We start from the raw sequence: 23,481 nt of genomic DNA on the forward strand, positions 1-23,481 counted from the left end.
ACGGAGCCGGACCATGCTCCCCGCCACGGAACAGGGGAGGATCCATCCGTGATCTATGAGCTGCGCGTCTATCGCTGCGTACCCGGGCGCCTGCCGGCGCTGCTGAAGCGCTTCGACACCATCACCTTGAAGATCTGGGAACGCCACGGCATCCGCCAGGCGGGCTTCTGGACCACGCTGGTCGGCGAGTCCAACCAGGATCTGCACTATTTCCTGGCCTGGGAATCGCTCGCCGAGCGCGAGGCGAAGTGGACCGCCTTCCAGGCGGATCCCGAATGGATCGCCAAGCGCGCCGAAACCGAGAAGGACGGCCAGATCGTCGCCAATGTCGCCAGCAGCTTCCTGGTGCCGACCACCTTTTCCTCGGTGAAGTAGGCCCGTCACCGCGCGGGCCGCATCGTGGCGGCCCGTGCGGCGTTTGTCAGAGTGCGCCCTGCCCGCCCGCCGCCAGGCGCGCGAGCGCCGCGGCATCCGGCATTCGGCCTTCGAACCAGAGGCTGGCCGCGACCTGCGACATCGCATCGCCGTCATGACCGATGCCCGGCACCACCTGCAGCCGCCAATGGCAGGGCAGGTTGCGGCGCAGCGCCTCGGCATGGCCGAAGGCGACGTAGTTGTGTGCGCGGGCAAGGCGGTGCGGCCCCTGGGCGGTCGCTTCGGGCTGCGCGGGCAGGCTGGGGCCGCTGGTCTCGATATCGCGGTCGCCGGCCAGGATGGTGAGCGGATAGGCGAGCAGTCGGGCCAGCTCCGCCTCGCCGAGACCGATGCCGCCGAGCCCTTCGGGGAAGGGCCGATCCAGCGTCGGCAGGGTGTACCAGCCGGGATTGCCGATGATGACAGCCTCATAGGCATCATGCGGCTGGGTGCTGAGCAGGCGGTGCCCGAACTGGCCGCCCGCCGAATGGCCGTAGAGCCAGGCACGCGGCCGCGCCGTCACGCCGGTGTCGCGCAGCAGCGCGACGATGCGGGCGATGCTGGCATAGGCCCAGTCCGATTTCGGGCGCACGCCGCCGACCGCATCGCGCACCAGCCCGTCATTGTATTCGGCCGATGTCGGGTAATGCTCGTTGGAGAAGGTCGGCGCAACGATCAGCAGCCCGTATTTGTCGGCCGCAGGGATCCAGAAATCCCGGTACTCGTCACCATTCCGCTTCATGCCGTGCTGCACCAGCACCAACGGGCGCTCCGGCGTGTAGCGCTCGGCGCGGTAGGTGTGCAAGGTCAGCGGCCGGCTGCGGTCGCCCTCCTCATCGACGAAGGGGATGGCGTTGCGGCCGGGCGCGGTCAGCGCATCGGCCAGCATGGCGGTGATGGACATCAGGCAGCCTCCGGTAGAATCGGGCGCGCAGGATGTAGCGTCAATTGGCGGGCCGAACCTCGGCCGCAAGGGTGGTCTGGTCCACGCGGCCCGCATAGGTCACGCCGCGCCGGAAGGCCCAGACCGCGCTTTCGAAATGCAGGGGAATGACCGGCATCTGCTCGAGCGCGATGGTGCTCGCCTGCCGCAGCAGGCCGGCGCGCGCATCGACATCCATAGTGGCGAAGGCGGCGGTCGCGGCGCGGTCGAAATCGGCATCCGACCAGGTGCCGTAATTGCTCATGCCGAAGCCGCGGTCGCGATTGGTGGTCGACAGCCAGGAGCGGAAGAACAGCAGAGTCTCATTCGCATCCGCCGCCCAGCCGCCCATGGCGACGCTGAATTCCCGCCGGCCACGCCGGGTGAAGAAGGCCGAGCTCGGCATCGCATCCACTTCGGTCCGGATGCCGATGCGCGTGAAGAATTGCGCGATGGTCTGGGCGATGCGCGCGTCATTCACGTAGCGGTTGTTGGTCGCATGCAGCGTGATGGCGAAGCCGTTGGGATAGCCGGCTTCGGCCAGCAGCGCCCGTGCGCGCGCCGGGTCCGCGGCCGGCACCTCCAGTCCCGGCAGGGTGCCGAGCATGCCGTCGGGCAGGAACTGCGCGGCCGGGGTCGCGATGCCGTCCATGACCCGCTGGACGATGGCGCGGCGATCGATCGCCAGCGACAGGGCGCGCCGCACCCGCGCATCGGCCAGCGGATTGCTGCCATTGGGCGCGGTCACGAAGGGGCTCGGGTTCCGCATGTCGAGCTGGAGGAAGATCAGCCGCGTGGTCGGCGATGTCGCGAAGCCGAAGCCGGGGTTGTTCCGCAGCCGTGCGATGTCGCCAGTCGCCGGCGCTTCGACGACGTCGAAATCCCCCGCGAAGAGGCCGGCCAGGCGCGGCCCGGCGCTGGTCACCGGCAACAGCCGCACTTCCCGCCAATGCGGCTTCTCGCCCCAGTAGCTGTCGTTCCGCACCAGCTCGATGGCGCCGCCGCGCGTGTAGCTGCGCAGGCGATAGGGGCCGGTGCCGAAGCCGGCACTGCCGTCGTTGAATTGCGCGAGCGTCGGCCAGGGACCTGCGCCGCCGCAATTGCCCGGCGCATCGAAGGTGAGCGGCGCCTGCCGCGCTGGGTTGCGGGCGATGATCGCGATGTTCGAGAGGTCGCTCAGCAGCAGCGGTTCCGGATTGGCTGTCGTGATGGTGATGCTGTGCTCGCCGGTCTTCTCGACCTTCTCCAGCCGGCGGATGTAGCGCGAGAAGGAGCCGACGACCTCGGTCTCGTTGTTGAGGACGCGGCAGAAGCTGTAGATGACGTCGTCGGCGCCGAAAGGCTGGCCGTTCGAGAAGGTGACGCCTTCCCGCAACTGGAAATCCCAGGTGCGATCGTCGCGCCGGGTCCAGGACACCGCGAGGCCGGGCACCGTCTGCAGCTGGGCATTGGTCCCGGTCAGCGCGTCATAGAGGTGGTTCTGCAGGGTCGAGTTCGGGGCCGCGCCGTAGTTGTGCGGGTCGACCGCCGTCGGCTCCGCCGCCATGGCGACACGGAGGGATTGCGCCGCCGCGCCCTGGGTCAAAGCGAGCACGAGCACCAGGCCCGCCAGAAATCTGCGCACGATGACCATCCCCCTTCGCTCGGCGTGGGGGCGGAAACTACGCCAATCGCGGCGGTTGGGAAGCCGGCGCCCGTGCCAGCCTACCCACGTGCCTCGGCCGCCATGCGGCGGGCCAGCCATTCGCCAATCATCACGCAGGTGAAATGCGTATTGGCCCGGCAGTCGGTCGGCATGATGGATGCGTCGGCGACGCGCAGCCCCGCCACGCCCTTCACGCGGAGGTCGGGGTCGACGACGCCGCGCGGCTCCTCATAGGCGCTCATGCGGCAGGTGCCGGCGGCGTGCTGGATATCCCCCGCCTGTTCCAGCAACAGCGCGTCCAGCGCATCCGGCGGCAGTGCGGCCGCTTCCGCCATGCCCATCCCGGTCTCGGCGAAGGTGATGCGGGCCGCGATCCCGGCCAGCGCCGGCTGCGCCGTGAGCTGGGCCAGGCGGCGCACCGCATCGCGCATGCGCAGCAGGTCGCGCGGATCGGAAAGCATGTTCTCCTCGACCTGCGGATCGGCTTCCGGGTCGGGCGAGACCAGCGTCACCGCGCCGCGCGAGAAGGCATCGTAGAGCCCGGCCGCGACCGCGCCGCTCGGGTTCGGCGCTTCGCCGGCCGGGAGGTTGCGGTGGTTGAAGCCGATCAGGATCATGTCCCTGATGCCGCCACCACCGAGGCCGGAACTGTAGGTCACGCAGCAATTGGTGTGGCGCTGGGCGGGGTCGGTGCAGGCATGCCCGGGCGCCAGGTCGATGGTCGCACGGATCACCGGATGGTCCATGAAATGGCGCCCGACATCGGGCATGTCGCGCAGCACCGGAATGCCGAGGGCCTGGAGCTCCGCCGCCGGACCCAGGCCGGAGCGCAGCAGGATCGCCGGCGAATGCACGGCGCCGGCCGAAAGCACCACCTCCCGCGCCGCGATTTCCTGCCAAGCGCCGTCCAGCCGCACGCGGACGCCGGTGGCGCGGCCATCCACGACCATCACGCGGTCGACCAGGGCATCGCCCCGGATGGTCAGGTTCGGGCGCCCACGCGCCGGTTCCAGATAGCCGTCATTGGTGGTGATGCGCTGCAGCCCGCGGCTGTTGATCGGGTAGCAGGAGACGCCTTCGCCCGCCGGCGCATTGAGGTCCGGGTTCCAGGGGTAGCCGCAGGCGAGCGCCGCGTCCCGCAGCCCCTTGTCGACCGGCCCCCAGCTTTCCTGGGGCGCGCGATAGACCGGGATCGGGCCGCCTGTCCCATGATAGGGGACGCCCGCCATCTCCGGATCGTCCTCCAGCTTCGCGAAGAGCGGCAGCACCTGCTTGGCCGACCAGCCTTCGCAGCCCGCTTCCGCCCAGGCGTCGAAGGCGGCGCCGACGCCCCAGATGGCGATCTGCGCATTGACCAGGGAGGAGCCGCCGAGCCCCTTGCCGCGCCAGTAGAATTTCGGCGCCTGGGCCTTGGTCCGCCGGGTCATCAGCCCCGGCCATTGCCATTCGGCCTGATGCGCCGGGTCATGCATGAAGGGGATGATATTGGCCGATCGCGCGGCCGCGGGGGCCTCGGCCGCGCGCCAGTCACGCCCGGCCTCCAGCAGCAGCACGCGGCGCGTGGTATCTTCCGTGAGGCGCGCGGCGAGGGCGGCGCCGGCAGAGCCGGCGCCGACGACGATCACGTCATAAGGGGCCATGGTCAGGGCTTCTCGACATTCCAGAACAGCGGGATGGCCGACGGGATCATGTTGCGCAAGGTGCTGCGCCAGGCGGCGGGCTGCGCGAATTGGCCCCAAGGCACCGTGACGCCCTGGCCATAGACGATGCCCTGGATCTCACCGGCGATGGCGCGGCGCGCTTCCACCGTCGGCGCGCGGGCGAAGCGGTCGAACAGCGCCGTCATCTCGGGGAAGCACATGAAGCCGGAATTGCCGGAGTTCTGGCAGTTGAAGTTGATCACCGAATTGGTGAGCGGTGAGCCCAGGTCCACATTCAGCGCGTGGACGCCATAGATATGCCAGCCCTCGCGCCGGGCGCGGCGCGCCAGCAGAGTCGCCCAGTCCGTCACCTGCGCATCCACGTTGAAGCCGGCGCGCCGCATGCGGTCGGCGAGGATATCCGTCGAGACCTTCGCCGCCTCGAGGTCGGAGGCCACCATCAGCACGATCGGCTCGTTGGCGTAGCGGGTCCGGCGCAGAGCCTCCCGCGCCGCATCGACCGACGGATCCGCCAGCACCTCGGCACCGATGGTGGATTCATTCGGCCCGCCGCAGGTGAAATAGGCGGCACAGGTGCGGGCATAGCGCTCACCAAGGCCGAAGCCCGCCATCACCTCGCCCTGATCGACCAGGCGCAGCAGCACGCGGCGGATGGCGGGATCGTCGAAGGGCGGTGCCGCGTGGTTCAGGCGGTAATGGCCGGTGAACATGTGCGGCCCGGAGAAATTCTGCACGGTGATGCGGCGGTTGCGCTCCAGCGACGGCAGCAGATCGAAGGGGGCATACTGCATGTAGTCGATCTCGCCCGCCTGCAGCGCCGCGGCTGCGGTGCCGCCATCCGGCACCACGCGGATGTCGAGGGCATCGATCAGCACGCGCTTGCCGCCGGCCAGGAAATCCGCCGGTTCCTCGCGCGGCACGTAGCGGGAATTGCGCCGCAGCAGCATGCGGTCGCCGGGCCGGTGATCGGCCTGGGAGTAGACGAAGGGGCCGGAGCCGATGATCTCCGTGATTCGCTCGGTGCCCGGGGTGCGGGCGATCCGCTCCGGCATGATGAAGGGCGTGGGGGAGGCCATGGTGCCGAGGGTTTCGATCACCAGGCCGTAGGGCTCCCGCAGCACCAGCACGAAGGTCCTGGCGTCGCGCGCCTCCAGGCTCGCGGTCACCGCCATGAGCCGGCCGCCGAGTGCCGCGCGCGTCGCCCAGCGGCGGAGCGAGGCGATGACATCGGTCGCGGTCACCGGGCTGCCGTCGTGGAAGGCGAGCCCATCGCGGAGCGTGAAGGTCCAGGTCAGGCGATCATCGGAGACGCTGTGGCTCGCCACCATCTGCGGCCGGTAGTTGAACTGGCCGTCCGGCGCGAAGAGCGTGTCGAACACCATGTAGCCGAAGGTGCGCGTGATGTAGGCGCCGATGTAGTGGGGATCGAGGGTGACGATCTCGGCTTCCAGCACCGCCGTCAGATTGGCCGCCGGCGCGACCCCCGGCATGCCCAGCAGGCCGGCGGCCAATACCGCCGCCCGACCCAGTTCCCGCAACCGCCCCATGCGCCAATCCCTCCGGCCCGGACCATTCCGGTCGCCGGAGCCGAGCAAACGCCGTGCCGTGTCAGAGACTTTTGGAAAGGCGGCGGCGGAGGGATGGCGAGGGACTTTTCGTCCCTGGGGTGCTGGCTGACGCAGCGGATGCTGGTGGCATCGGCGAGGAAGCCGGCGCGCCAGGGGCGGAAAAGACCCCGTCAGGCCGACCCGCAGCCGTTTCCAAAAGGTCTCTCAAGTCAGTGTGGGGAAAGGGGATGGCGCCGCTGCGCAGCAACCCCTGGTGGAGCCAGGCGGAATCGAACCGCCGACCTCTTGAATGCCATTCAAGCGCTCTACCAACTGAGCTATGGCCCCCCAGACGGGAGGCGCCCTATAGCGCCCGCCCGGAAACCCCGCAAGGGGGCCCGAGCCCCTTCCTTGCGGCGCCCGGGACGATTAGGTTCCGCAGGAACATGGGTCAGAGGGATCGCGCCGTGCCAAAGCTCTATCCGAATGCCGCTGCCGCGCTGGATGGCGTGCTGAGGGACGGCATGACGATCCTGGCCGGCGGCTTCGGCCTCTGCGGCGTGCCGGTGGCGCTGATCGAGGCGATCCGCGACAGCGGCGTCAAGGACCTCACCTTCGTCTCCAACAACGCCGGCATCGACGATGCCGGCCTCGGCATCCTGCTGCGGACGCGGCAGATCCGGAAGATGATCAGCTCCTATGTGGGCGAGAATGCCGAATTCGCCCGCCAGTACTTGGCCGGCGAGCTCGAGATCGAATTCAACCCGCAGGGGACGCTGGCCGAACGCATCCGCGCCGGCGGCGCCGGCATCCCGGCCTTCTACACCAAGACCGGCTACGGCACCGCGGTCGCCGAGGGCAAGGAGACGCGGGAGTTCGACGGCGAGCATTACGTGATGGAGCGCGGGATCTTCGCCGACCTTGCCATCATCCATGCCTGGAAGGGCGATACCGAGGGGAACCTCGTCTATCGGAAGACGGCGCGGAACTTCAATCCGGTCATGGCGACGGCGTCGCGCATGACGATCGCCCAGGTCGAGCATCATGTGCCGGCCGGCAGCATGGACCCCGACCAGATCCACACGGCGGGCATCTTCGTGAAGCGCATGATCGCGCTGCCCGCGGGCTACGAGAAGCGGATCGAGAACCGCACCGTCCGGAAGCGCGCCGATGGCGCGACCGGCAACCGCGCTGCCTGAGAGGAAGCCAGACCATGCCCTGGACCCGCGACGAGATGGCCGCCCGTGCGGCGCGTGAGCTGCGCGACGGCTTCTATGTGAACCTCGGGATCGGCATCCCGACCCTGGTCGCCAACCATGTCCCCGCCGGCATGAACGTGCAGCTTCAGAGCGAGAACGGCATGCTCGGCCTCGGCCCCTTCCCGCTGGAGGGGGAGGAGGATCCGGACCTCATCAATGCGGGCAAGCAGACCATCACCGAGCTGCCGACCAGCAGCTATTTCTCCTCGGCCGACAGCTTCGGGATGATCCGCGGCGGCCATATCGACCTCTCGATCCTGGGCGCGCTGCAGGTGGCCGCGAATGGCGACCTGGCGAACTGGATGATCCCGGGGAAGATGGTGAAGGGCATGGGCGGCGCCATGGACCTGGTCGCCGGCGTGAAGAAGGTGGTGGTGCTGATGGAGCACACCGCCGGCGGCAAGCCGAAGCTGCTCAAGCAATGTGCCCTGCCGTTGACCGGCGCACGGGTCGTCGACCTGGTCATCACCGACCTCGCGGTGTTCGAGGTCGCGCGCAAAGGGCCGGAGAGCCTGCGCCTGATCGAGCTCGCCCCCGGCGTCACCGAAGCCGAGCTGCGGGAGAAGACCGAGGCGGAGTTCCAGGTGGCGCTGGCCAAGGCGGCCTGAAGCCTCAGCGCGGAATCCGGTAGAGCCGCGCGAAACCCTCATCCGACAGCAGCTCGAGCCCCTCCGCGGGCGCGGGCTGCCCTTCAGCATCGACCAGCAGCAGATGGTCGAAATCCCGCCGCCATGCCGACAGGTAGGGAAAGGCGCGGCGCAGCAAGGGTGTCGCGGCGATCTGCAGGTGGTGGGGTTCCGGCAGCACGCCGTCCGGAACCGAGAGGGCGTGCCACGGCGACAGCACACGCAACGGCTGCTTGCCTTCGGCGCTGAACAGCGTCGGCACGAAGGCCTGCCGCAGCGGCACCGCGAGCAGCGGGTAGTGCAGTGCCGGCGTCCAGGCGATCAGGACCCGCAGGCCCGGCGGCCGTTCCTCGGGGGATGGCTGAAGGCTGAGTAGCGCCGCCCCGGACGGAAGCGTCGCAAGGGCTCGCTCCACCGCCGCCACATCCCGCGCCCCGGTCTGCCAGCGGTCGAGCATCCAGAGGGTTCTGGCGCCACCGAGCAGTAGCAGCACCGCGACCACGGTCAGCGCGCTGCGCGATGCCGGCCGCCCCGGAAGCAGGCCCGCACAGCCGGCCAAGACGGCGAGGGCGCCGAAGCGGAGCTCCATCTGCCCGGCATCACCGAGATTCGTGGGCAGCGCCAGAAGCAGGGCCAGCAAGCCCGCCATGGTCAGCAGAAGCCCGGCATGGCCGCGCAGCAGGCCGAGCTTGAGCCCCATGGCCACGGCCCAGAGGAGCGCAGCCGCCATGACGATCTCGGCGTTGGCGTCGTAGGTGATGAAGCCCGCGAAGAGACCGACGAGCTTCATGCCGAGCACGTAGAGCCCGGGCAAGGCGAAGCCGCGCGGGTCTCCACCCGGCAGATGCGGCGCCAGCAGAAGCAAGGTCAGCACCGCCCCCGCGACGGGCGCCCCCGCCAGCACGGCGCGGCTGAGCGCCCCGATCCAGGCGTGCCCTCGCGGCAGCACCGGCCCGATGGCGATCGCACCGAGGAGCGCGGCCAGGAACAGCGCCCCGAAGGGGTGCACCACCGCGATGGCGAGCCCGGCCAGCACTCTCGCCACGAGCTTCGCCCAGGGGCGCGGGGGCCAGGCGGCATCGGCGGCCGCCGCCAGCAGCGCCAGCCCGACCGCGATCTGCTGGTTCAGGAAGCCGAGTACCAGCGGCGCGCTCCAGGCGAGCAGCGGCGCCGCCAACAGCAGCGCGTGCCAGCGCCCGGCCAGCACCCGACCGAGCAGCACCAGGCCTGTAATCGGCAGCACCAGCGCCAGGCCGATCGCGATCCGCCCAACGGCATCGGCGCCGATCCACGGGCCGAGCCACCTGGCCATCAGGTCGATGCCGATATTGGTCCAGGCCTGGGACCAGTCGATCGCATAGACCTGCGCGAGCGGCGTGCCCGCCGCGCCGCCGGCGATCAGCCAGAGCCGCGCCAGGTGGTTCGGGTAGTCGAGCAACGGCGGTACCGGCACCAGCGCCACCGGCAGCAAGGGCAACAGGCAAGCGAGGAGCAGCGCGACCTTCAGCAGGCGCTGTTCCCGCGCTTCGGTCACCGCAGAGCCAGCACCACCAGCATCACCGTGCCGAGCGCGATGCGGTACCAGCCGAAGGGGCTGAAGCCGATGCGCCCGATCACCGCCAGCACCGCCCGTACGGTCAGCAGGGCCACGACGAAAGCGGCGACGAAGCCCACCCCGATCTCGCCGAAGCTCGAGATGTCGAGCTCATGTCGCGCCTTGAACAGGCTGTAGGCGGTTGCCGCCAGCATGGTGGGAATGGCAAGGATGAAACTGAACTCGGCCGCGGTGCGGCGTTCCACCCCGATCACCAGCGCGCCGATGATGGTGGCGCCGGAGCGCGAGGTGCCCGGGATCATCGCCAGCGCCTGGGCGAAGCCCACCAGCAGCGCCGCCAGCGGCCCGATCTCCGGCACCGAACGGATGCTGGCGACCGGGCGCATGCGCTCGATCAGGATGATGGCGATGCCACCCAGTATCAGGGCGCAGCAGACGACCCAGGGATTGAACAGCAGCCGGGTGATCGGGCCGTGCAGGGTGGCGCCCAGCACCATGGCCGGCAGAAAGGCGATCAGCAGATTGATGAGATAGAAGCGCTCGAGCCCTGGTTCCCGGAGGCCGCGTAGCAGCCGGATCAGCAGGTCCCGGTAGACCCAGATGACCGCGAAAATGGCGCCGAGCTGGATCGCGATCTCGAACACCTTGCCCGGCGGCCCCTGAAAGCCGATCAGGTCGCCGAGCAGGATCAGATGGCCGGTGGAGGAGATCGGGAGGAATTCGGTCACTCCCTCGACGATGCCCATGAGCAGGGCAGAGGCCAGCGCCGCGAAATCCATTCTCACCCGCCTTCGAGTCGGTGAAGCCTCATAGACCGAGCCGCAGCGCCCGACCAGCGGCCCAGGCGGCGCCTGCCATTACGTGACTGTTAGGCCGCCGCCAGCCCTTCGCCTCCCAAACCCGCGGCCGCAGGCAGCCGCCGGAAAGGCCGGGCTGCGAGGCGAAGCCGATGCAGGCCGAGGCCGCGAATGCGGCCCGCGCGTGCGACTATCCGTCGCGCCCGAGTGCGACCCGACAGCGCGAAAGGCAAGGCGGGCGGATGCCCGCCGCCCGCCGCCTGAGGGCCAAAAAAACTCCAGCGGCGGCGCTAACGCGCCGCCGCCGCTGGGAAGGCGAAATTGTCGAACGAGTTCTCGGCGACGCGGAACCACTGGTACTCCTCGTCGCGATAGGCCTTGTAGGAGGTCCAGATGCGCTTGAAGCGCTCGTTCCGGCCCGCGGTCTCCTCATAGAGGGCATGCGACTCGCGCCAGGCCGCCTGCAGGATCTCGCGCGGCCAGAAGCGGAGCTGGGCGCCGGCTGCGACCAGGCGGCGCAGCGCCTGCGGGTTCAGGTGGTCGTAGCGCGCCAGCATCTCGGCATTGGCCTCGCCGCAGGCGGTCTCGATCGCGGCCTTGTAAGCGTCCGGCAGCGCATCCCAGGCGCGCTTGTTGGCCATGAAGTGCAGCCGCGCGCCCGGCTCCCAGAAACCGGGGGCGTAGTAGTTGCGGGCCACGCGCACGAAGCCGAGCTTCTCGTCGTCATGGGGTCCGACGAACTCCACCGCGTCCAGCGTGCCGCGCTCGAGTGCGGGGTAGATGTCGCCCGCCGCGATCTGGGTCGGCACGGCGCCCAGGCGCTGGAAGACCTGGCCCGCGAAGCCAGCGATGCGGAATTTGAGGCCGTTGAGGTCGGCGAGGCTGCGGACCTCATTCCGGAACCAGCCGCCCATCTGGGCACCGGTGTCGCCGGCCGGGATGCCGTGGATGTTGTAGCTGTTGAACAGCTCCGCCGCGAGGTCGTTGCCGCCGCCCTGGGTCATCCAGGCGGTGTTCATGCGCGCGTTCAGCCCGAAGGGGAGCGCCGTGAAGAAGGCGAAGGAGGGGTCCTTGCCGACATAGTAGTAAGAGGCGGTGTGGCCGCATTCGAGCGTGCCGGCCTGCAACGCGTCCACCACCGCGAGGCCGGGGACGATCTCGCCCGCCGGGAAGGCCTGGATGCGGAAGCGGTTGTCGGTCAGCGCCGCGACGCGGGACGCGATGCGCTCGGCGGTGCCGAACAGCACGTCGAGGTTGCGCGGGAAGGAGGAGGAAAGCCGCCAGCGCACCTCCGGCAGGGTCTGCGCGAGGGCGGGCATAGCGAGAGCGGCCGGGGCTGCGGCCGCGGCGCCCATCAGGGCACGGCGGTTCATCGAGCTTTTCCTCCCAAGGAAACACTTGCGGTGTAGGGCAAGGCCGGGGCTCACGCCAAGGGGTGACCGAGGGCGCCGCCCCTGCCCCTGCCAACCGGGGCATGGCGGCATGCCCCGGCGCCCATGCTCCGCTTCAGCGCCTCAGTAGCGGTACTGATCGGCCTTGAAGGGCCCCTGCTCCGGGACGCCGATATAGCCGGCCTGCTGCGCCGAGAGCTTGGTCAGCGTCGCGCCGACCTTGGCCAGATGCAGCGCTGCCACCTTCTCATCCAGGTGCTTCGGCAGGGTGTAGACCTTCTTCTCGTACTTGCCGGGATTGGTCCACAGCTCGATCTGCGCCAGCGTCTGGTTGGTGAAGCTCGCCGACATCACGAAGCTCGGGTGTCCCGTGGCGTTGCCGAGGTTCACGAGGCGCCCTTCACTCAGCAGGATGATGCGCTTGCCGTCGGGGAACTCGATCTCGTCCACCTGCGGCTTCACATTGTCCCATTTGAGGTTGCGCAGGCCCGCGACCTGGATCTCGCTGTCGAAGTGGCCGATGTTGCAGACAATGGCGCGATGCTTCATCGCCCGCATGTGGTCGACGGTGATCACGTCGACATTGCCGGTCGCGGTGACGAAGATGTCGGCGCGCGGCGCCGCCTGCTCCATCGTCACGACCTCATAGCCTTCCATCGAGGCCTGCAGCGCGCAGATCGGGTCGACCTCGCTGATCATCACCCGGCAGCCGGCGTTGCGGAGCGAGGCGGCGCTGCCCTTGCCGACATCGCCGAAGCCGCAGACCATCGCGACCTTGCCGGCCATCATCACGTCGGTGCCGCGGCGGATCGCATCGACCAGCGATTCCCGGCAGCCATAGAGGTTGTCGAACTTCGACTTGGTGACGCTGTCGTTGACGTTGATCGCCGGGAACAGCAGGCGGCCGTCCTTCGCCATGGTGTAGAGGCGATGCACGCCGGTCGTCGTCTCCTCCGACACGCCCTTGATGCTGGCGGCGAGCTTCGCGAACCAGCCCGGCTTGGTCTTGAGCAGGTTCTTGATGAGGGCGAAGAAGACCTCCTCCTCCTCATTGGTCGCCTTGTCGAGGAAGGCCACGTCGCCCTGCTCGGCGCGGAGGCCGTAATGGACCAGCAGCGTCATGTCGCCGCCGTCGTCGAGCAGCACGTTCGGCTCCCCGCCATCGGCCCATTCCAGCGTGCGCTGCACATAGGCCCAGTATTCGGGAAGCGTCTCGCCCTTCACCGCGAAGACCGGCGTTCCGGTCGCGGCGATCGCGGCCGCGGCATGGTCCTGGGTCGAGAAGATGTTGCAGGAGGACCAGCGAACATCGGCGCCGAGCGCCTTCAGCGTCTCGATCAGCACCGCGGTCTGGATCGTCATGTGCAGGCAGCCGGCGATGCGGGCGCCCTTGAGCACCTGGGCGGCGCCGTATTCAGCGCGGGTCGCCATCAGGCCGGGCATCTCGTCCTCGGCCATCGCGATCTCCTTCCGGCCCCAGGCGGCGAGCGAGAGGTCCTTCACGACGAAATCAGGGGCGGTGGCCATGGCGGATATCCTTCGGTTTCCCGGGGCGGTTAGCACAGCCCGAGACGCCGGGCCAGTGGCCTCAGTGAGATATAAAGATGTCTTTATATCACAGAAGCGCTGCCCGCGGGCGGCCTGAGCAGGATTCGCCCCTAAGCCTCCCGCGACACCGCCATCACCAGGCGGCGCATCCAGGCATGGCCGGCATCCGCTTCGAACCGGCGGTGGAAGATCAGCGACAGGCGGGTGTGCTGGATCGGCACCGGGCTTTCCCGCGTCACCAGCCCATGCGCCTCGGCAAGCCCCCGCGCCAGACGGGCGGAGAGGGTCATCACCATCTCCGTCCGTTGCAGGATCTCCGGCACCGCGCAGAGATGCGCGACCACGGCGCCGAGCCGCCGCGGATGCCCCGCGTCCCGGAGCGGCCCGTCCAGCGCGCCGGAGCGCGAGCCGTTCGGCGAATGCAGCAGGTGCGGCACGCTCACCAGCCGCGCCATGTCGAGCGGTCCCCCCGCCAGCGGATGGTCGCGGCGCATCAGGGTCAGGAACTCCTCCTGCATCAGGAGGACGCGGGTGTAGATCGCCGGCGGCTCTGGCAGCACCGCGACCGCCATCTGCGCCTCGCCGCGCTCCAGCAGCTCCGCCGCATTGGTGCGATCGGCATGGCGCACCGCCAGCAGGCAGCCCGGCGCGTCCTGCGCCATGCGCGCCAGCACCCGCGGCGCCAGGGTGAATTCGGCGTATTCCGAGAAGGCGACCGTGAAGACCCGATCGCTGGTCGCGGGATCGAAGGGCGCGTGGGAGGCGAGCGTCTCCCGCAGCCGGTCCAGCATCTCGGTCACCGGGCCGGTCAGCGACAGCGCCAGCGCGGTCGGCTCCACGCCGCCCGGCCGGCGCAGGAACAGCTCGTCGCCCAGGGTCACCCTGAGCCGCGCCAGCGCGTTGGAGACCGCCGATTGCGACAGGTTCAGCCGCTGCGCCGCCCGGGTGACGTGCCGCTCGCGCGCCACCGCATCGAAGACGCGCAGCAGGTTCAGGTCGAGTTTCTCGGGGTCGGTCATTTCCGTCCGTGATGATGACCGTTCCGTGCCGGCGTTGGAAGCCGGCAGCCGCAGCGATCAGATTGCCGCCAACGGAACCCGCGGCGCCCCGCCGCCCTCACCCATCGGAGCCTTCCATGCCTGCCACCCAGACCATTCCCTATGCCGCGCTGCTGCTGCGCGTGAGCCTCGGCACCCTCTTCGTCCTGCATGGCGGGCTGATGAAGCTCGGCATCTTCGGGCTGTCGGGGACGATGGGGTATTTCGGCTCCATCGGCTATCCGCCGGTCTTCGGCGCCATCGTCGCCTTCGCCGAGCTGTTCGGCGGCATCGCGCTGATCCTCGGCATCTGGACCCGCGCGGTGTCCTTGCTGTTCCTGCCGATCCTGATCGGCGCCGCGCTGCAGCACCTGCCCAATGGCTGGGTCTTCAGCAATCCCCGTGGCGGCTATGAGTACCCGGTGCTCTGGATCGTGCTGATGCTGGTGCAGGCCGGCCTCGGTGCCGGCGCCCTGGCGCTCGATCCGGCGCGCCTGCTGGGCGGCCGGCGCACCGCCACCGCCTGATACAGCGGCCTCAAACGCCGGCGCCGCACATCCGTGCGGCTTGGCTTTCGCCGCACTCGCGGCGGGCCGCATTCGCGGCCTCGGACCGGTCAAGCGACCGGTCCGTTGGCGTAGGTCCCGCGCTCAGGATGATACCCCCGGCGCGGGTTTCTGCCGCGTCGGGAGCGCGACCAGCACGCCCCCCACCGCGATGACGCCCATCCCCACCAGGGTCGGGACGTCAGGCACGTCGGCGAAGATCAGGAGGCTGGCGAGGGTCGCCCAGATGAGCTGGGTGTAGGACATCGGCGCCAGCAGGCTGGCCGGCGCCCGCGCATAGGCCAGCACCAGCAGCCCATGCCCGACGCCGCCGAGTACGCCGAGCAGCACCAGCGCGCCCCAGGCACTGCCGCTCGGCCAGACCCAGACGAAGGGCTGCGCCAGCGAGATCACCAGCGAAGCGGCGAAGGAGGTGTGCAGGATGGTGGTGCGCGGATCGTCCACCGTCGCCAGCCGCCGGGTCAGGATCTGATAGAAGGCGAAGAGCAGCGCGGTGCCGAGCGGCAGCACCGTCGCCCAGTGCGGCGCCTCACCCCCCAAGAGGAAGGGCGGCCGCAGCACCGCGACCACCCCGCAGATCCCGATGCCGACGCCGAGCCAGCGGCGCCAGCCCACCTTTTCCTGCAGCAGCAGCGCCGCCAGCGCCACCGTCAGCACCGGCGACGCGAAGCCGACCGCCGTCGCATCGGCGAGCGGGATATGCGCGAGGGCGGTCGAGAACAGCAGATTGCAGCCGCAGAGCAGCAGGCTGCGCAGCGTCTGCAGCCAGGGCGCCCGCGACCGCCAGGGCAGGCTGCCGGTGACCACGCGCAGCGCGATCGCGACAATGACAAAGCTGAAGACAAAGCGCGCCCACATGAGCTGTGGCACGGCGAAATGCGCGGTCATCAGCTTGACCGTCGTATCCATCACGACGAAGACGGCCAGCGCCGCCAGTTGCAGACCGATCCCGGCAAGTGCGCTGTTCATGCCCGGTCAGCATCGCCCGGACGCGGAGGGCGTCAATCCTCGTCGAGCAGGCCCGCGAGCTTCAAGGCAACGCCCTTCGATCCTTCGACCTTGAGCTTGCCGGTGGCGAAGGCCAGCATCGGGCTCAGCCGTCCTTCCATCAGCTTCGTGAGGTTGCCCTGGTCCATGCGCAGCACGGTGTCGGCCGGCTCCTCCCCATCCACTTCGACGACCGTCGCGACCGCGCCGGTGCCGTCGAGCAGGAAGGAGAGGTCCGCATCGGCGATGTCGAACCGCACGCGGTAGCCGAGGCCACCGAGCTTCGGCAGCACGGCGCGCACGGCCTCCAGGATGGTCTCTGGGTCTGTCATTCAGGCGGTCTCCAGCTTGTGATTGCCGTATAGAGCATATTGTTGACGTAAGCGTCACTCCGGCCTTAGGCTCCCGGCATCCGGGCGCAGATCCGGAACCTTAGAGGGGGATAGAGAAGACCATGATCCACCATCGATGGGCAGGCGCCGGCCTGGCGGCCCTGGCCAGCTTCGTGATCCACGACGCGGCCCAAGCCTCGGGCTACTTCCTGCGCGAGCAGAGCGCGGTGGGCCAAGGCGCATCCTTCGCCGGCGTCACGGCGCGGGGCGACGACCCCAGCATGATCTTCTTCAACCCCGCGGCCATGGCCTGGCTGCCGGGCAATCAGTTGGCGATCGTCGGCAGCGGCATCTTCCCCCAGGCCGAGGCCGACCGGATGACCGGCCGGCGCGCGACGCTCCTCGGTGGCAGCGTCATCAGCGGCGGCCCGGGCGGCGATGCCATATCCGACGCCTTTGTGCCGGCCACCTATGCGACGGTGGCGCTCGGGGATCAGTGGCATATCGGCCTCGGCATCACCTCGCCCTTCGGGCTGATCACCAAATACGGCCCCGATTTCGTCGGCCGCTACCATGCGCAGACGACGTCGCTCCGGACCATCAACATCACGCCCGCGGTGTCCTGGCGCCCGACCGAGACCTTCTCGATCGGCGCGGGCCTACAGATCCAATATGCCGATGCCCGGCTGTCGAGCGCCGTCGATTTCGGCGGCGTCCTCGCCGGCCGTGGCGCTGCCGTGCTGCCCGGCTCGCGCGACGGCCGCTCGACCCTGACCGGTGACGACACCGCCATCGGCTGGCAGATCGGCGCGCAATGGCGGCCGCTGCCGGGCACCATGCTCGGCCTCTCCTTCCGCTCCGCGATCTTCCATGAGCTCGAGGGCGATGCGAAGTTCGAAGGCGTGCCGGCGCCGCTCGCCACCACCTTCCGCGACACCGGCGGCCGTGCCCGGCTGACCACGCCGGAAAGCTTGGCCTTCGGCGTCACCCAGGCGATCGGCGACCGCTTCACCCTGCTCGCCGGCGCTGAATGGACCAATTGGTCGCGCTTCCGCACCCTGACGGTGCAGTTCGAGAACGGTCTGCCCAACAACGTGACGGAGGAGCGCTGGCGCGACACGGTCTTCCTCTCGATCGGCGGCGAGTACCGGGCGACAGACACGGTGACGCTGCGCGCCGGCTTCGCCTGGGACCAGACGCCGGTCCGCGACACGACCCGCACGCCGCGCATCCCCGACTCCAATCGCTACTGGCTCTCGGCCGGGTTGAGCTGGGCGGTGACGCCGTCCATCACCGTCTCCGCCGCCTATACTCATATCTTCGGCAGCGCCGCCGATGTCGATCTGGCAGCCGGCGGCCCGACCAGCCCGGACTTCCTGCGCGGCAGCCTCAACGGAAGCTACAGCGCCTCCGTCGACATCCTCTCCGCCCAGCTCCGATTCAGCTTCTGAGGGAGCGCCATGATCCCCCGGGCCTATCCCCCCGACATCGCCTGGGACATGCCGCTGCCGCGCGAGACGCTGACCGAGGTGCTGGAGGCGACCGTCGCCGCGCATGGCGAGAAACCGGCCCTGGAATTCATGGGCCGGTCCTGGCGCTACGCCGAGCTCGGCGACATGGTGGCGCGGGTGGCTGCCGGCCTGCGGGCACTCGGCGTGGCACCCGGCGACCGCGTCGGGCTCTGCCTGCCCAACACGCATTTCTTCGTCGCCGCCTATTTCGGGGTGCTGAAGGCCGGCGCCGTGGTCGTGAACTTCAGCCCGCTGATGGTCGCCGAGGAGATGGCGGCGCAGGTCGCCGATTCCGGCACCTCCGTGATGCTCACCCTCGATCTCAAGCCCTTGCTGCCGCGGGTGCTGGAGGTGCTGGACAATGGCGGGCCGCTGAAGCGCGTGGTGGTCTGCCGCTTCGCCGAAGGCCTGCCGGCGGTCAAGTCGGTCATGTTCCGCCTGGTCCGGCGCGCCTCCATCGCCGCCATACCCCATGATCCGCGGATCACCGAGTTCGCCGCGCTGCTGAAGGCGGCGCCGATCACCGATCCGCCGATGACGACGCCGGAAGGGCTGGCGGTGCTGCAATATACCGGCGGCACCACCGGCCGGCCCAAGGGGGTGATGCTCAGCCACGCGAATCTCTGCGCCAATCTCCGCCAGTTGCAGGCCTGGTGCGCCGAGCCGAGACGCACGCAGGAGCGGATGCTCGCTGTCATTCCCTTCTTCCATGTCTTCGCGATGACGGTCGCGATGAATCTGGCCATCGCGATCGGCGCCGAGATCGTCATGCAGCCGCGCTACGAGAAGAAGCTCGTGCTGGCCGCGTTGCGGCGCCGGCACCCGACCATGCTTCCCGGCGTGCCGACCCTGTTCAAGGCGCTGCTCGACCACGGTGCCACGCGAGAGGACCTGGCCCAGGTCCGCGCCTGCATTTCCGGCGGCGCGCCGCTGCCGATCGCCCTCAAGCACGAATTCGAAGCGAAATCGGGCGCCGCCCTGGTCGAAGGCTATGGACTGACCGAAGCCTCTCCCGTCTGTTTCTGCAATCCGCTGCGCGGCGAGAACCGGGAAGGGACCATCGGCCTGCCGCTGCCCTTGGTGGAGGCCGAGATCCGCAGCCTGGAGGATCCGGCGCGCGCCATGCCGATGGGCGAGCGCGGGGAGCTTTGCGTCCGCGGTCCCAATGTCATGTCGGGCTACCGGAACCGGCCGGCCGAGACCGCCGCCACCATGACGCCGGATGGATGGCTCCGCACCGGCGATGTCGGAATCATGGACGCGGACGGCTATGTCGCGCTGGTGGACCGGATCAAGGACCTGATCCTGGTCTCCGGCTTCAACGTCTATCCGCGGGCGATCGAGGAGGTGCTCTACACCCACCCCGACGTGGCGGCGGCGACCGTGGTCGGCATTCCCGATTCCCGCCAGGGCGAGAGCCCGGCCGCCTTCGTGGAGCTGAAGCCGGGTGCCGTGCCGGACGAGGCGGCGCTGCGCGCCTTCCTCAAGCTGCACCTCTCCGCCATCCAGATGCCGAAGCTGATCGAGTTCCGGGAAGCGCTGCCGCGCACCGCGGTCGGCAAGCTTTCCAAGAAGGAGCTGCGCGAGGAGATCCGTACGCGTTTGCGTGAAAATGCTTGAAACCCAAGGGGTTGCGGCCCGTGCGGGAGCACGCAATCTAGGGGGTCCACCGGACCTGATGCCCGATGCGCGAACTCTATACCGTCAACCAGCTTGCGGAGGATCTGGGCATCACGCCCCGGACCATCCGCTTCTACGAAGCGAAGGGGCTGATCGCGCCCCAGCGCGCCGGCACCATGCGTGTCTTCAACCGCCGCGACCGGGCACGGCTGATGATCGTGCTGCGCGGCAAGCGCCTGGGCTTCACCTTGGCCGAGATCCGCGAATATCTCGACCTCTACGACGCCGACCGCACCAAGCGCGAGCAGATGCGCCTGCTGCTGACCAAGACCCAGGAGCGCATCACGGGCCTGGAGCAGCAGCGCCGCGACCTGGCGCAGACATTGGCGGAGCTTCGCGCCATCGAGGCGGAGGCAGAGACGGCACTCGCCGCCATTGCCGAAGCCGCGGGCAACCAACACCGGGTCAAGGGCTGACGCGACGTCCTTGGCCGCTCCGCGCCAACGGAGAGCCGAGAAGGGCATTTCCATGACCGATATCGTCATCGCCGCTTATCGCCGTTCCCCCTTCCACTTCGCCGGCAAGGGCGCCCTGGTAAAGCTGCGCCCGGATGAAATGGCAGCGCAGGTGGTGCGCGCGCTGGTGGCCGAGAGCGGCATCGATCCGGACACGATCGAGGATCTGATCCTCGGTTGCGCCTTTCCCGAAGGCGAACAGGGGCTGAATGTGGCGCGGCTGATCGGCTTCCTGGCCGGGCTGCCGCAGGGGGTCGCGGGCGTCACGGTGAACCGCTTCTGCGGCTCCTCCATGCAATCCGTGCATCAGGCTGCGGGCGCGATCCGCATGGGCGCGGGCGACGCCTTTCTCTGCGCCGGCGTCGAGAGCATGAGCCGGGTGCCGATGGGCGGCTACAACGTGCTGCCGCATCCCGGCCTCGCCGCCGATTTCCCCCAGGCCTATATCGGCATGGGCGAGACCGCGGAGAATGTCGCGCATCGCCACCAGATCCCGCGCGCCGAGCAGGAGGCCTTCGCGGTCGAGAGCCAGCGCAGGGCCGCCGCGGCCCAGAGCGAGGGCCGGCTGAAAGCGGAGATAGTGCCGGTCACCGTCGGCCGCGAGCAGGTCGCGGAAGATGGCTGCCTGCGTCCCGACACCACCGCCGAGGGTCTCGCCGGGCTGAAGCCCGCCTTCCGCGCCGAGGGCACCGTGACCGCCGGCACCGCATCGCCGCTGACCGATGGCGCGGCGGTGCTGCTGGTATGCAGCGATGAGTATGCGAAGCGGCACGGGCTGAAGCCGCTCGCCCGCGTGAAGGCGATCGCGGTTGCCGGCTGCGCGCCGGAGGTGATGGGCATGGGCCCGGTCGGCGCATCCCGCAAGGCCCTGGCGCGGGCGGGGATCAGCGCCCGCGACCTCGACATCGTGGAGCTGAACGAGGCTTTCGCCAGCCAGGCCATCGCCTGCATGCGGGAGCTCGGGCTCGACCCGGCGAAGGTGAACATCGATGGCGGTGCCATCGCACTCGGCCATCCGCTGGGCGCGACCGGTGCCCGCATCACCGGCAAGGCGGCGGCGCTGCTGCAGCGGGAAGGCGGGCGCTATGCGCTGGCGACGCAATGCATCGGCGGCGGCCAGGGCATCGCGACGGTGCTGGAGGCGATGCAGTGAGCGCGTCCGATCGCCAGAGGGCGGAGGGGCCGCAGGCCCCGAGTACCGGCGGCGTGAATCGGCCGCGCCAGACAGATGAGGGCGGCATCAAGAAAATTGGCGTCGTCGGTGCCGGCGTGATGGGCGCCGGCATCGCCGCGCAGGTCGCCAATGCCGGGTTGCCGGTGGTGCTGCTGGACGTCATCCCCGGCGGCGCTGCCAAGGCCGTGGAGAAGATGCTGCGCGCCGATCCCGCGCCGTTCATGCACCGCTCCAACGCCCGGCGCGTCACCACCGGCGATCTCGCGACCGACCTTGCGCTGCTGGGTGACTGCGACTGGATCGTCGAGGCGATCACCGAGAAGCTCGACGCCAAGCGCGACCTCTACGCCAAGCTCGCGCCGGTGCGGAAGCCGGGCTCGATCCTCTCCTCCAACACCTCGACCATCCCGCTGGTAGCGCTGACCGAAGGCGCCGACTGGGCGGCGGATTTCCTGATCACCCATTTCTTCAACCCGCCGCGCTACATGCGCCTGCTGGAGGTCGTCGCCGGGCCACGCACCCGCGCCGATGCGGTCGCCGCAGTGAGCGCCATCGCCGACCAGGCGCTCGGCAAGACCGTGATCCCCTGCAAGGACCGGCCCGGCTTCATCGCCAACCGCATCGGCGGGCAATGGATGCAAGCGGCGATCAACCACGCCTTTGACTTCGGCCTCTCGATCGAGGAAGCGGATGCGGTGATGGGTGCGCCGATCGGCGTGCCGAAGACCGGCGTCTTCGGCCTGCTCGACCTCGTCGGCATCGACCTGATGCCGCATATCGCCGCCAGCATGAAAGCGAGCCTGCCGCCGGAGGACGCCTATGTGCAGGGGCTGCGCGAGCAGCCGCTGATCGCGCGCCTGATCGCGGAAGGCCGCATTGGCCGCAAGGGGGGCAAGGGCGGCTTCTACACCCGCGTGAAGGCCAGCGACGGCAGCAGCATCAAATACGGCATCGACCTGAAGACGGGCCAGGACCGTGTTAGCGAAAAGCCGCTGCTGGAAAGCCTGGAGGCCGGGAGGCGCGACCTCGCCGCGCTGGTCGCGCATCCCGATCGCGGCGGCCGCTACGCGCGCGCCGTGCTGCTCGACACCCTCTCCTATGCCGCGGCGCTGGTGCCGGAGGTGGCCGACGACATCGCCTCCGTCGATGCCGCGATGCGCCTCGGCTACAACTGGAAATGGGGCCCCTTCGAGCTGATCGACCGGCTCGGCCCCGCACGCCTCGCTGGCCTGCTGCGCGCAGAGGGCCGCGCGGTGCCGCCGCTGCTGGAACGCGTCGGCGAAACCCGCTTCTACCGCGAGGAGGGCGGCGCACTGCAAGCCATGGCGACCGACGGCAGCTACCGCCCGGTCGCGCGGCCGGAGGGCGTGCTGCTGCTCTCCGACGTCAAGCGCCGCAGCAAGCCGCTGACGAAGAACGGTGCCGCAAGCCTTTGGGACATCGGCGACGGCGTCGCCTGCCTCGAGTTCCACACCAAGATGAACGCCCTCGACCCCGAGGTGCTGGCCCTGATCGGCAAGGCGATCGCCATGGGGAAGAAGGGCGAATTCCGCGCCCTTGTGATTCACAACGAGGGTGAGAATTTCTCGGTCGGCGCCAATCTCGGCCTCGCGCTGTTTGCTGCCAACATCGCCGCCTGGGGCGAGATCGAGAGCATGGTCGAATCCGGCCAGAAGACCTACCGCGCGCTGCGGGAAGCCCCCTTCCCCGTGGTCGGCGCGCCCGCCGGCATGGCGCTCGGCGGCGGCTGCGAGATCCTGCTGCATTGCGACGCCATCGAGGCGCATGCCGAGACCTATATGGGCCTGGTCGAAGCCGGCGTCGGAGTCATTCCCGGCTGGGGCGGCTGTGCCGCCATGCTGCGGCGCTGGGCCGAGAACCCGAAGACGCCGAAGGGCCCGATGCCGCCGGTCGCCAAGGCCTTCGAGATGATCTCGACGGCCTATGTCGCCAAATCCGCCTTCGAAGCGCGTGACTGGATGCTGCTGCGCCCGGCGGACGGCATCACCATGAACCGCGACCGGCTGCTCGCCGCAGCGAAAGCACGTGCGCTTTCCATGGTCGAGGGCTACGAGCCGCCGAAGCCTGCCGCGCTGCGCCTGCCCGGCGCTTCCGGCCGCGCCGCGCTGATGATGGCTGTGGACAGCGCCGTGGCTCTCGGCCGCACCACACCGCATGACGTGGTGGTCTGCGGGCACCTCGCCACCACGCTGACCGGCGGCGAGCGCGACCACACGGAGGAGACCAGCGAGGACCAGGTCCGCACGCTGGAGCGCCAGTCCTTCATGGCGCTGCTGCACACCGAGGCGACGCTGGCCCGCGTCGAGCACATGCTCGACACCGGCCGAGCGCTGCGCAACTGAGGGAAGGTCGC

20 protein-coding genes and 1 tRNA gene are annotated in these 23,481 nt (G+C 69.4%); 9 read left to right on the forward strand and 12 right to left on the reverse strand.

The window, feature by feature from the left end; genetic code table 11:
• Nucleotides 1-48: 48 nt before the first annotated feature.
• A complete protein-coding gene (locus GXW71_RS11650; protein ID WP_211852675.1) occupies nucleotides 49-375 on the forward strand; it encodes an NIPSNAP family protein in 327 nt (108 codons plus the stop codon).
• A gap of 46 nt (nucleotides 376-421) precedes the next feature.
• On the opposite strand, the gene GXW71_RS11655 is transcribed toward GXW71_RS11650, so the two are convergent.
• From GXW71_RS11655 to GXW71_RS11675, 5 genes are all read right to left on the reverse strand, one after another.
• Nucleotides 422-1,318, reverse strand: coding sequence for an alpha/beta hydrolase (locus GXW71_RS11655; RefSeq protein ID WP_246526492.1), 897 nt, complete (start codon nucleotides 1,316-1,318; stop codon nucleotides 422-424).
• Between the two features lie 40 nt (nucleotides 1,319-1,358).
• Nucleotides 1,359-2,969 carry an ABC transporter substrate-binding protein gene (locus GXW71_RS11660; RefSeq protein ID WP_211852676.1) on the reverse strand — a complete coding sequence of 537 codons (1,611 nt, stop codon included), beginning with the start codon at nucleotides 2,967-2,969 and terminating at the stop codon, nucleotides 1,359-1,361.
• Between the two features lie 71 nt (nucleotides 2,970-3,040).
• On the reverse strand, nucleotides 3,041-4,621 hold the full coding sequence (locus GXW71_RS11665) for a GMC family oxidoreductase (RefSeq protein ID WP_211852677.1): 1,581 nt from the start codon (nucleotides 4,619-4,621) through the stop codon (nucleotides 3,041-3,043).
• Between the two features lie 2 nt (nucleotides 4,622-4,623).
• Nucleotides 4,624-6,189 (reverse strand): ABC transporter substrate-binding protein, encoded by a 1,566-nt coding sequence (locus tag GXW71_RS11670; protein WP_211852678.1) that lies wholly within the window; start codon nucleotides 6,187-6,189, stop codon nucleotides 4,624-4,626.
• Nucleotides 6,190-6,461: 272 nt separating this feature from the next.
• Nucleotides 6,462-6,537, reverse strand: a tRNA-Ala gene (locus GXW71_RS11675).
• A 119-nt stretch (nucleotides 6,538-6,656) separates the two neighbouring features.
• Between GXW71_RS11675 and GXW71_RS11680 the strand changes: the two genes are divergently transcribed.
• Together GXW71_RS11680 and GXW71_RS11685 are read left to right on the forward strand one after the other, a co-directional pair.
• Entirely contained in the window at nucleotides 6,657-7,388 is a 732-nt protein-coding gene (locus GXW71_RS11680) for a CoA transferase subunit A (RefSeq protein ID WP_211852679.1), read from the forward strand.
• Between the two features lie 14 nt (nucleotides 7,389-7,402).
• Nucleotides 7,403-8,056 carry a CoA transferase subunit B gene (locus GXW71_RS11685; protein WP_211852680.1) on the forward strand — a complete coding sequence of 218 codons (654 nt, stop codon included), beginning with the start codon at nucleotides 7,403-7,405 and terminating at the stop codon, nucleotides 8,054-8,056.
• A 4-nt stretch (nucleotides 8,057-8,060) separates the two neighbouring features.
• Here GXW71_RS11685 and GXW71_RS11690 read toward each other — a convergent pair whose 3' ends face one another.
• The 5 genes from GXW71_RS11690 to GXW71_RS11710 all read right to left on the reverse strand — a co-directional run bounded on the left by GXW71_RS11690 (nucleotide 8,061) and on the right by GXW71_RS11710 (nucleotide 14,384).
• Entirely contained in the window at nucleotides 8,061-9,608 is a 1,548-nt protein-coding gene (locus GXW71_RS11690) for a hypothetical protein (protein ID WP_211852681.1), read from the reverse strand.
• A complete protein-coding gene (locus GXW71_RS11695; protein ID WP_211852682.1) occupies nucleotides 9,605-10,408 on the reverse strand; it encodes an undecaprenyl-diphosphate phosphatase in 804 nt (267 codons plus the stop codon). The genes GXW71_RS11690 and GXW71_RS11695 overlap by 4 nt, the downstream gene beginning before the upstream one ends.
• Nucleotides 10,409-10,716: 308 nt before the next feature.
• Nucleotides 10,717-11,799 carry a TRAP transporter substrate-binding protein gene (locus GXW71_RS11700; RefSeq protein ID WP_211852683.1) on the reverse strand — a complete coding sequence of 361 codons (1,083 nt, stop codon included), beginning with the start codon at nucleotides 11,797-11,799 and terminating at the stop codon, nucleotides 10,717-10,719.
• Nucleotides 11,800-11,940: 141 nt separating this feature from the next.
• Nucleotides 11,941-13,344: an adenosylhomocysteinase gene (ahcY, locus tag GXW71_RS11705; RefSeq protein ID WP_211852684.1), complete on the reverse strand. Its 1,404-nt coding sequence runs from the start codon at nucleotides 13,342-13,344 to the stop codon at nucleotides 11,941-11,943.
• A gap of 131 nt (nucleotides 13,345-13,475) precedes the next feature.
• Nucleotides 13,476-14,384, reverse strand: coding sequence for a LysR family transcriptional regulator (locus GXW71_RS11710; RefSeq protein WP_211852685.1), 909 nt, complete (start codon nucleotides 14,382-14,384; stop codon nucleotides 13,476-13,478).
• 116 nt (nucleotides 14,385-14,500) lie between these two features.
• On the opposite strand from GXW71_RS11710, the gene GXW71_RS11715 reads away from it, so the two are divergent.
• Nucleotides 14,501-14,929, forward strand: coding sequence for a DoxX family protein (locus GXW71_RS11715; protein ID WP_211852686.1), 429 nt, complete (start codon nucleotides 14,501-14,503; stop codon nucleotides 14,927-14,929).
• 123 nt (nucleotides 14,930-15,052) lie between these two features.
• Here the strand turns inward: GXW71_RS11715 and GXW71_RS11720 are convergent, their stop codons facing one another.
• Both GXW71_RS11720 and GXW71_RS11725 read right to left on the reverse strand, forming a co-directional pair.
• On the reverse strand, nucleotides 15,053-15,937 hold the full coding sequence (locus tag GXW71_RS11720) for a DMT family transporter (RefSeq protein ID WP_211852687.1): 885 nt from the start codon (nucleotides 15,935-15,937) through the stop codon (nucleotides 15,053-15,055).
• Nucleotides 15,938-15,969: 32 nt separating this feature from the next.
• The gene (locus GXW71_RS11725; protein WP_211852688.1) at nucleotides 15,970-16,287 is read right to left on the reverse strand and encodes an SCP2 sterol-binding domain-containing protein; all 318 of its coding nucleotides are present in this window, start codon (nucleotides 16,285-16,287) and stop codon (nucleotides 15,970-15,972) included.
• A gap of 122 nt (nucleotides 16,288-16,409) precedes the next feature.
• On the opposite strand from GXW71_RS11725, the gene GXW71_RS11730 reads away from it, so the two are divergent.
• The 5 genes from GXW71_RS11730 to GXW71_RS11750 all read left to right on the forward strand — a co-directional run bounded on the left by GXW71_RS11730 (nucleotide 16,410) and on the right by GXW71_RS11750 (nucleotide 23,470).
• Nucleotides 16,410-17,738, forward strand: coding sequence for an OmpP1/FadL family transporter (locus GXW71_RS11730; protein ID WP_211852689.1), 1,329 nt, complete (start codon nucleotides 16,410-16,412; stop codon nucleotides 17,736-17,738).
• Between the two features lie 9 nt (nucleotides 17,739-17,747).
• A complete protein-coding gene (locus GXW71_RS11735; RefSeq protein WP_211852690.1) occupies nucleotides 17,748-19,418 on the forward strand; it encodes a long-chain-fatty-acid--CoA ligase in 1,671 nt (556 codons plus the stop codon).
• A gap of 65 nt (nucleotides 19,419-19,483) precedes the next feature.
• Nucleotides 19,484-19,894 carry a MerR family transcriptional regulator gene (locus GXW71_RS11740; RefSeq protein ID WP_211852691.1) on the forward strand — a complete coding sequence of 137 codons (411 nt, stop codon included), beginning with the start codon at nucleotides 19,484-19,486 and terminating at the stop codon, nucleotides 19,892-19,894.
• Between the two features lie 52 nt (nucleotides 19,895-19,946).
• Nucleotides 19,947-21,086, forward strand: coding sequence for a thiolase family protein (locus GXW71_RS11745; RefSeq protein WP_211852692.1), 1,140 nt, complete (start codon nucleotides 19,947-19,949; stop codon nucleotides 21,084-21,086).
• Nucleotides 21,083-23,470 carry a 3-hydroxyacyl-CoA dehydrogenase NAD-binding domain-containing protein gene (locus tag GXW71_RS11750; protein ID WP_456315986.1) on the forward strand — a complete coding sequence of 796 codons (2,388 nt, stop codon included), beginning with the start codon at nucleotides 21,083-21,085 and terminating at the stop codon, nucleotides 23,468-23,470. Before GXW71_RS11745 ends, GXW71_RS11750 begins: the two co-directional genes overlap by 4 nt.
• Nucleotides 23,471-23,481: the final 11 nt, after the last annotated feature.

The organism is Plastoroseomonas hellenica (assembly GCF_018129085.1).
GTDB classification, from domain to species: domain Bacteria; phylum Pseudomonadota; class Alphaproteobacteria; order Acetobacterales; family Acetobacteraceae; genus Plastoroseomonas; species Plastoroseomonas hellenica.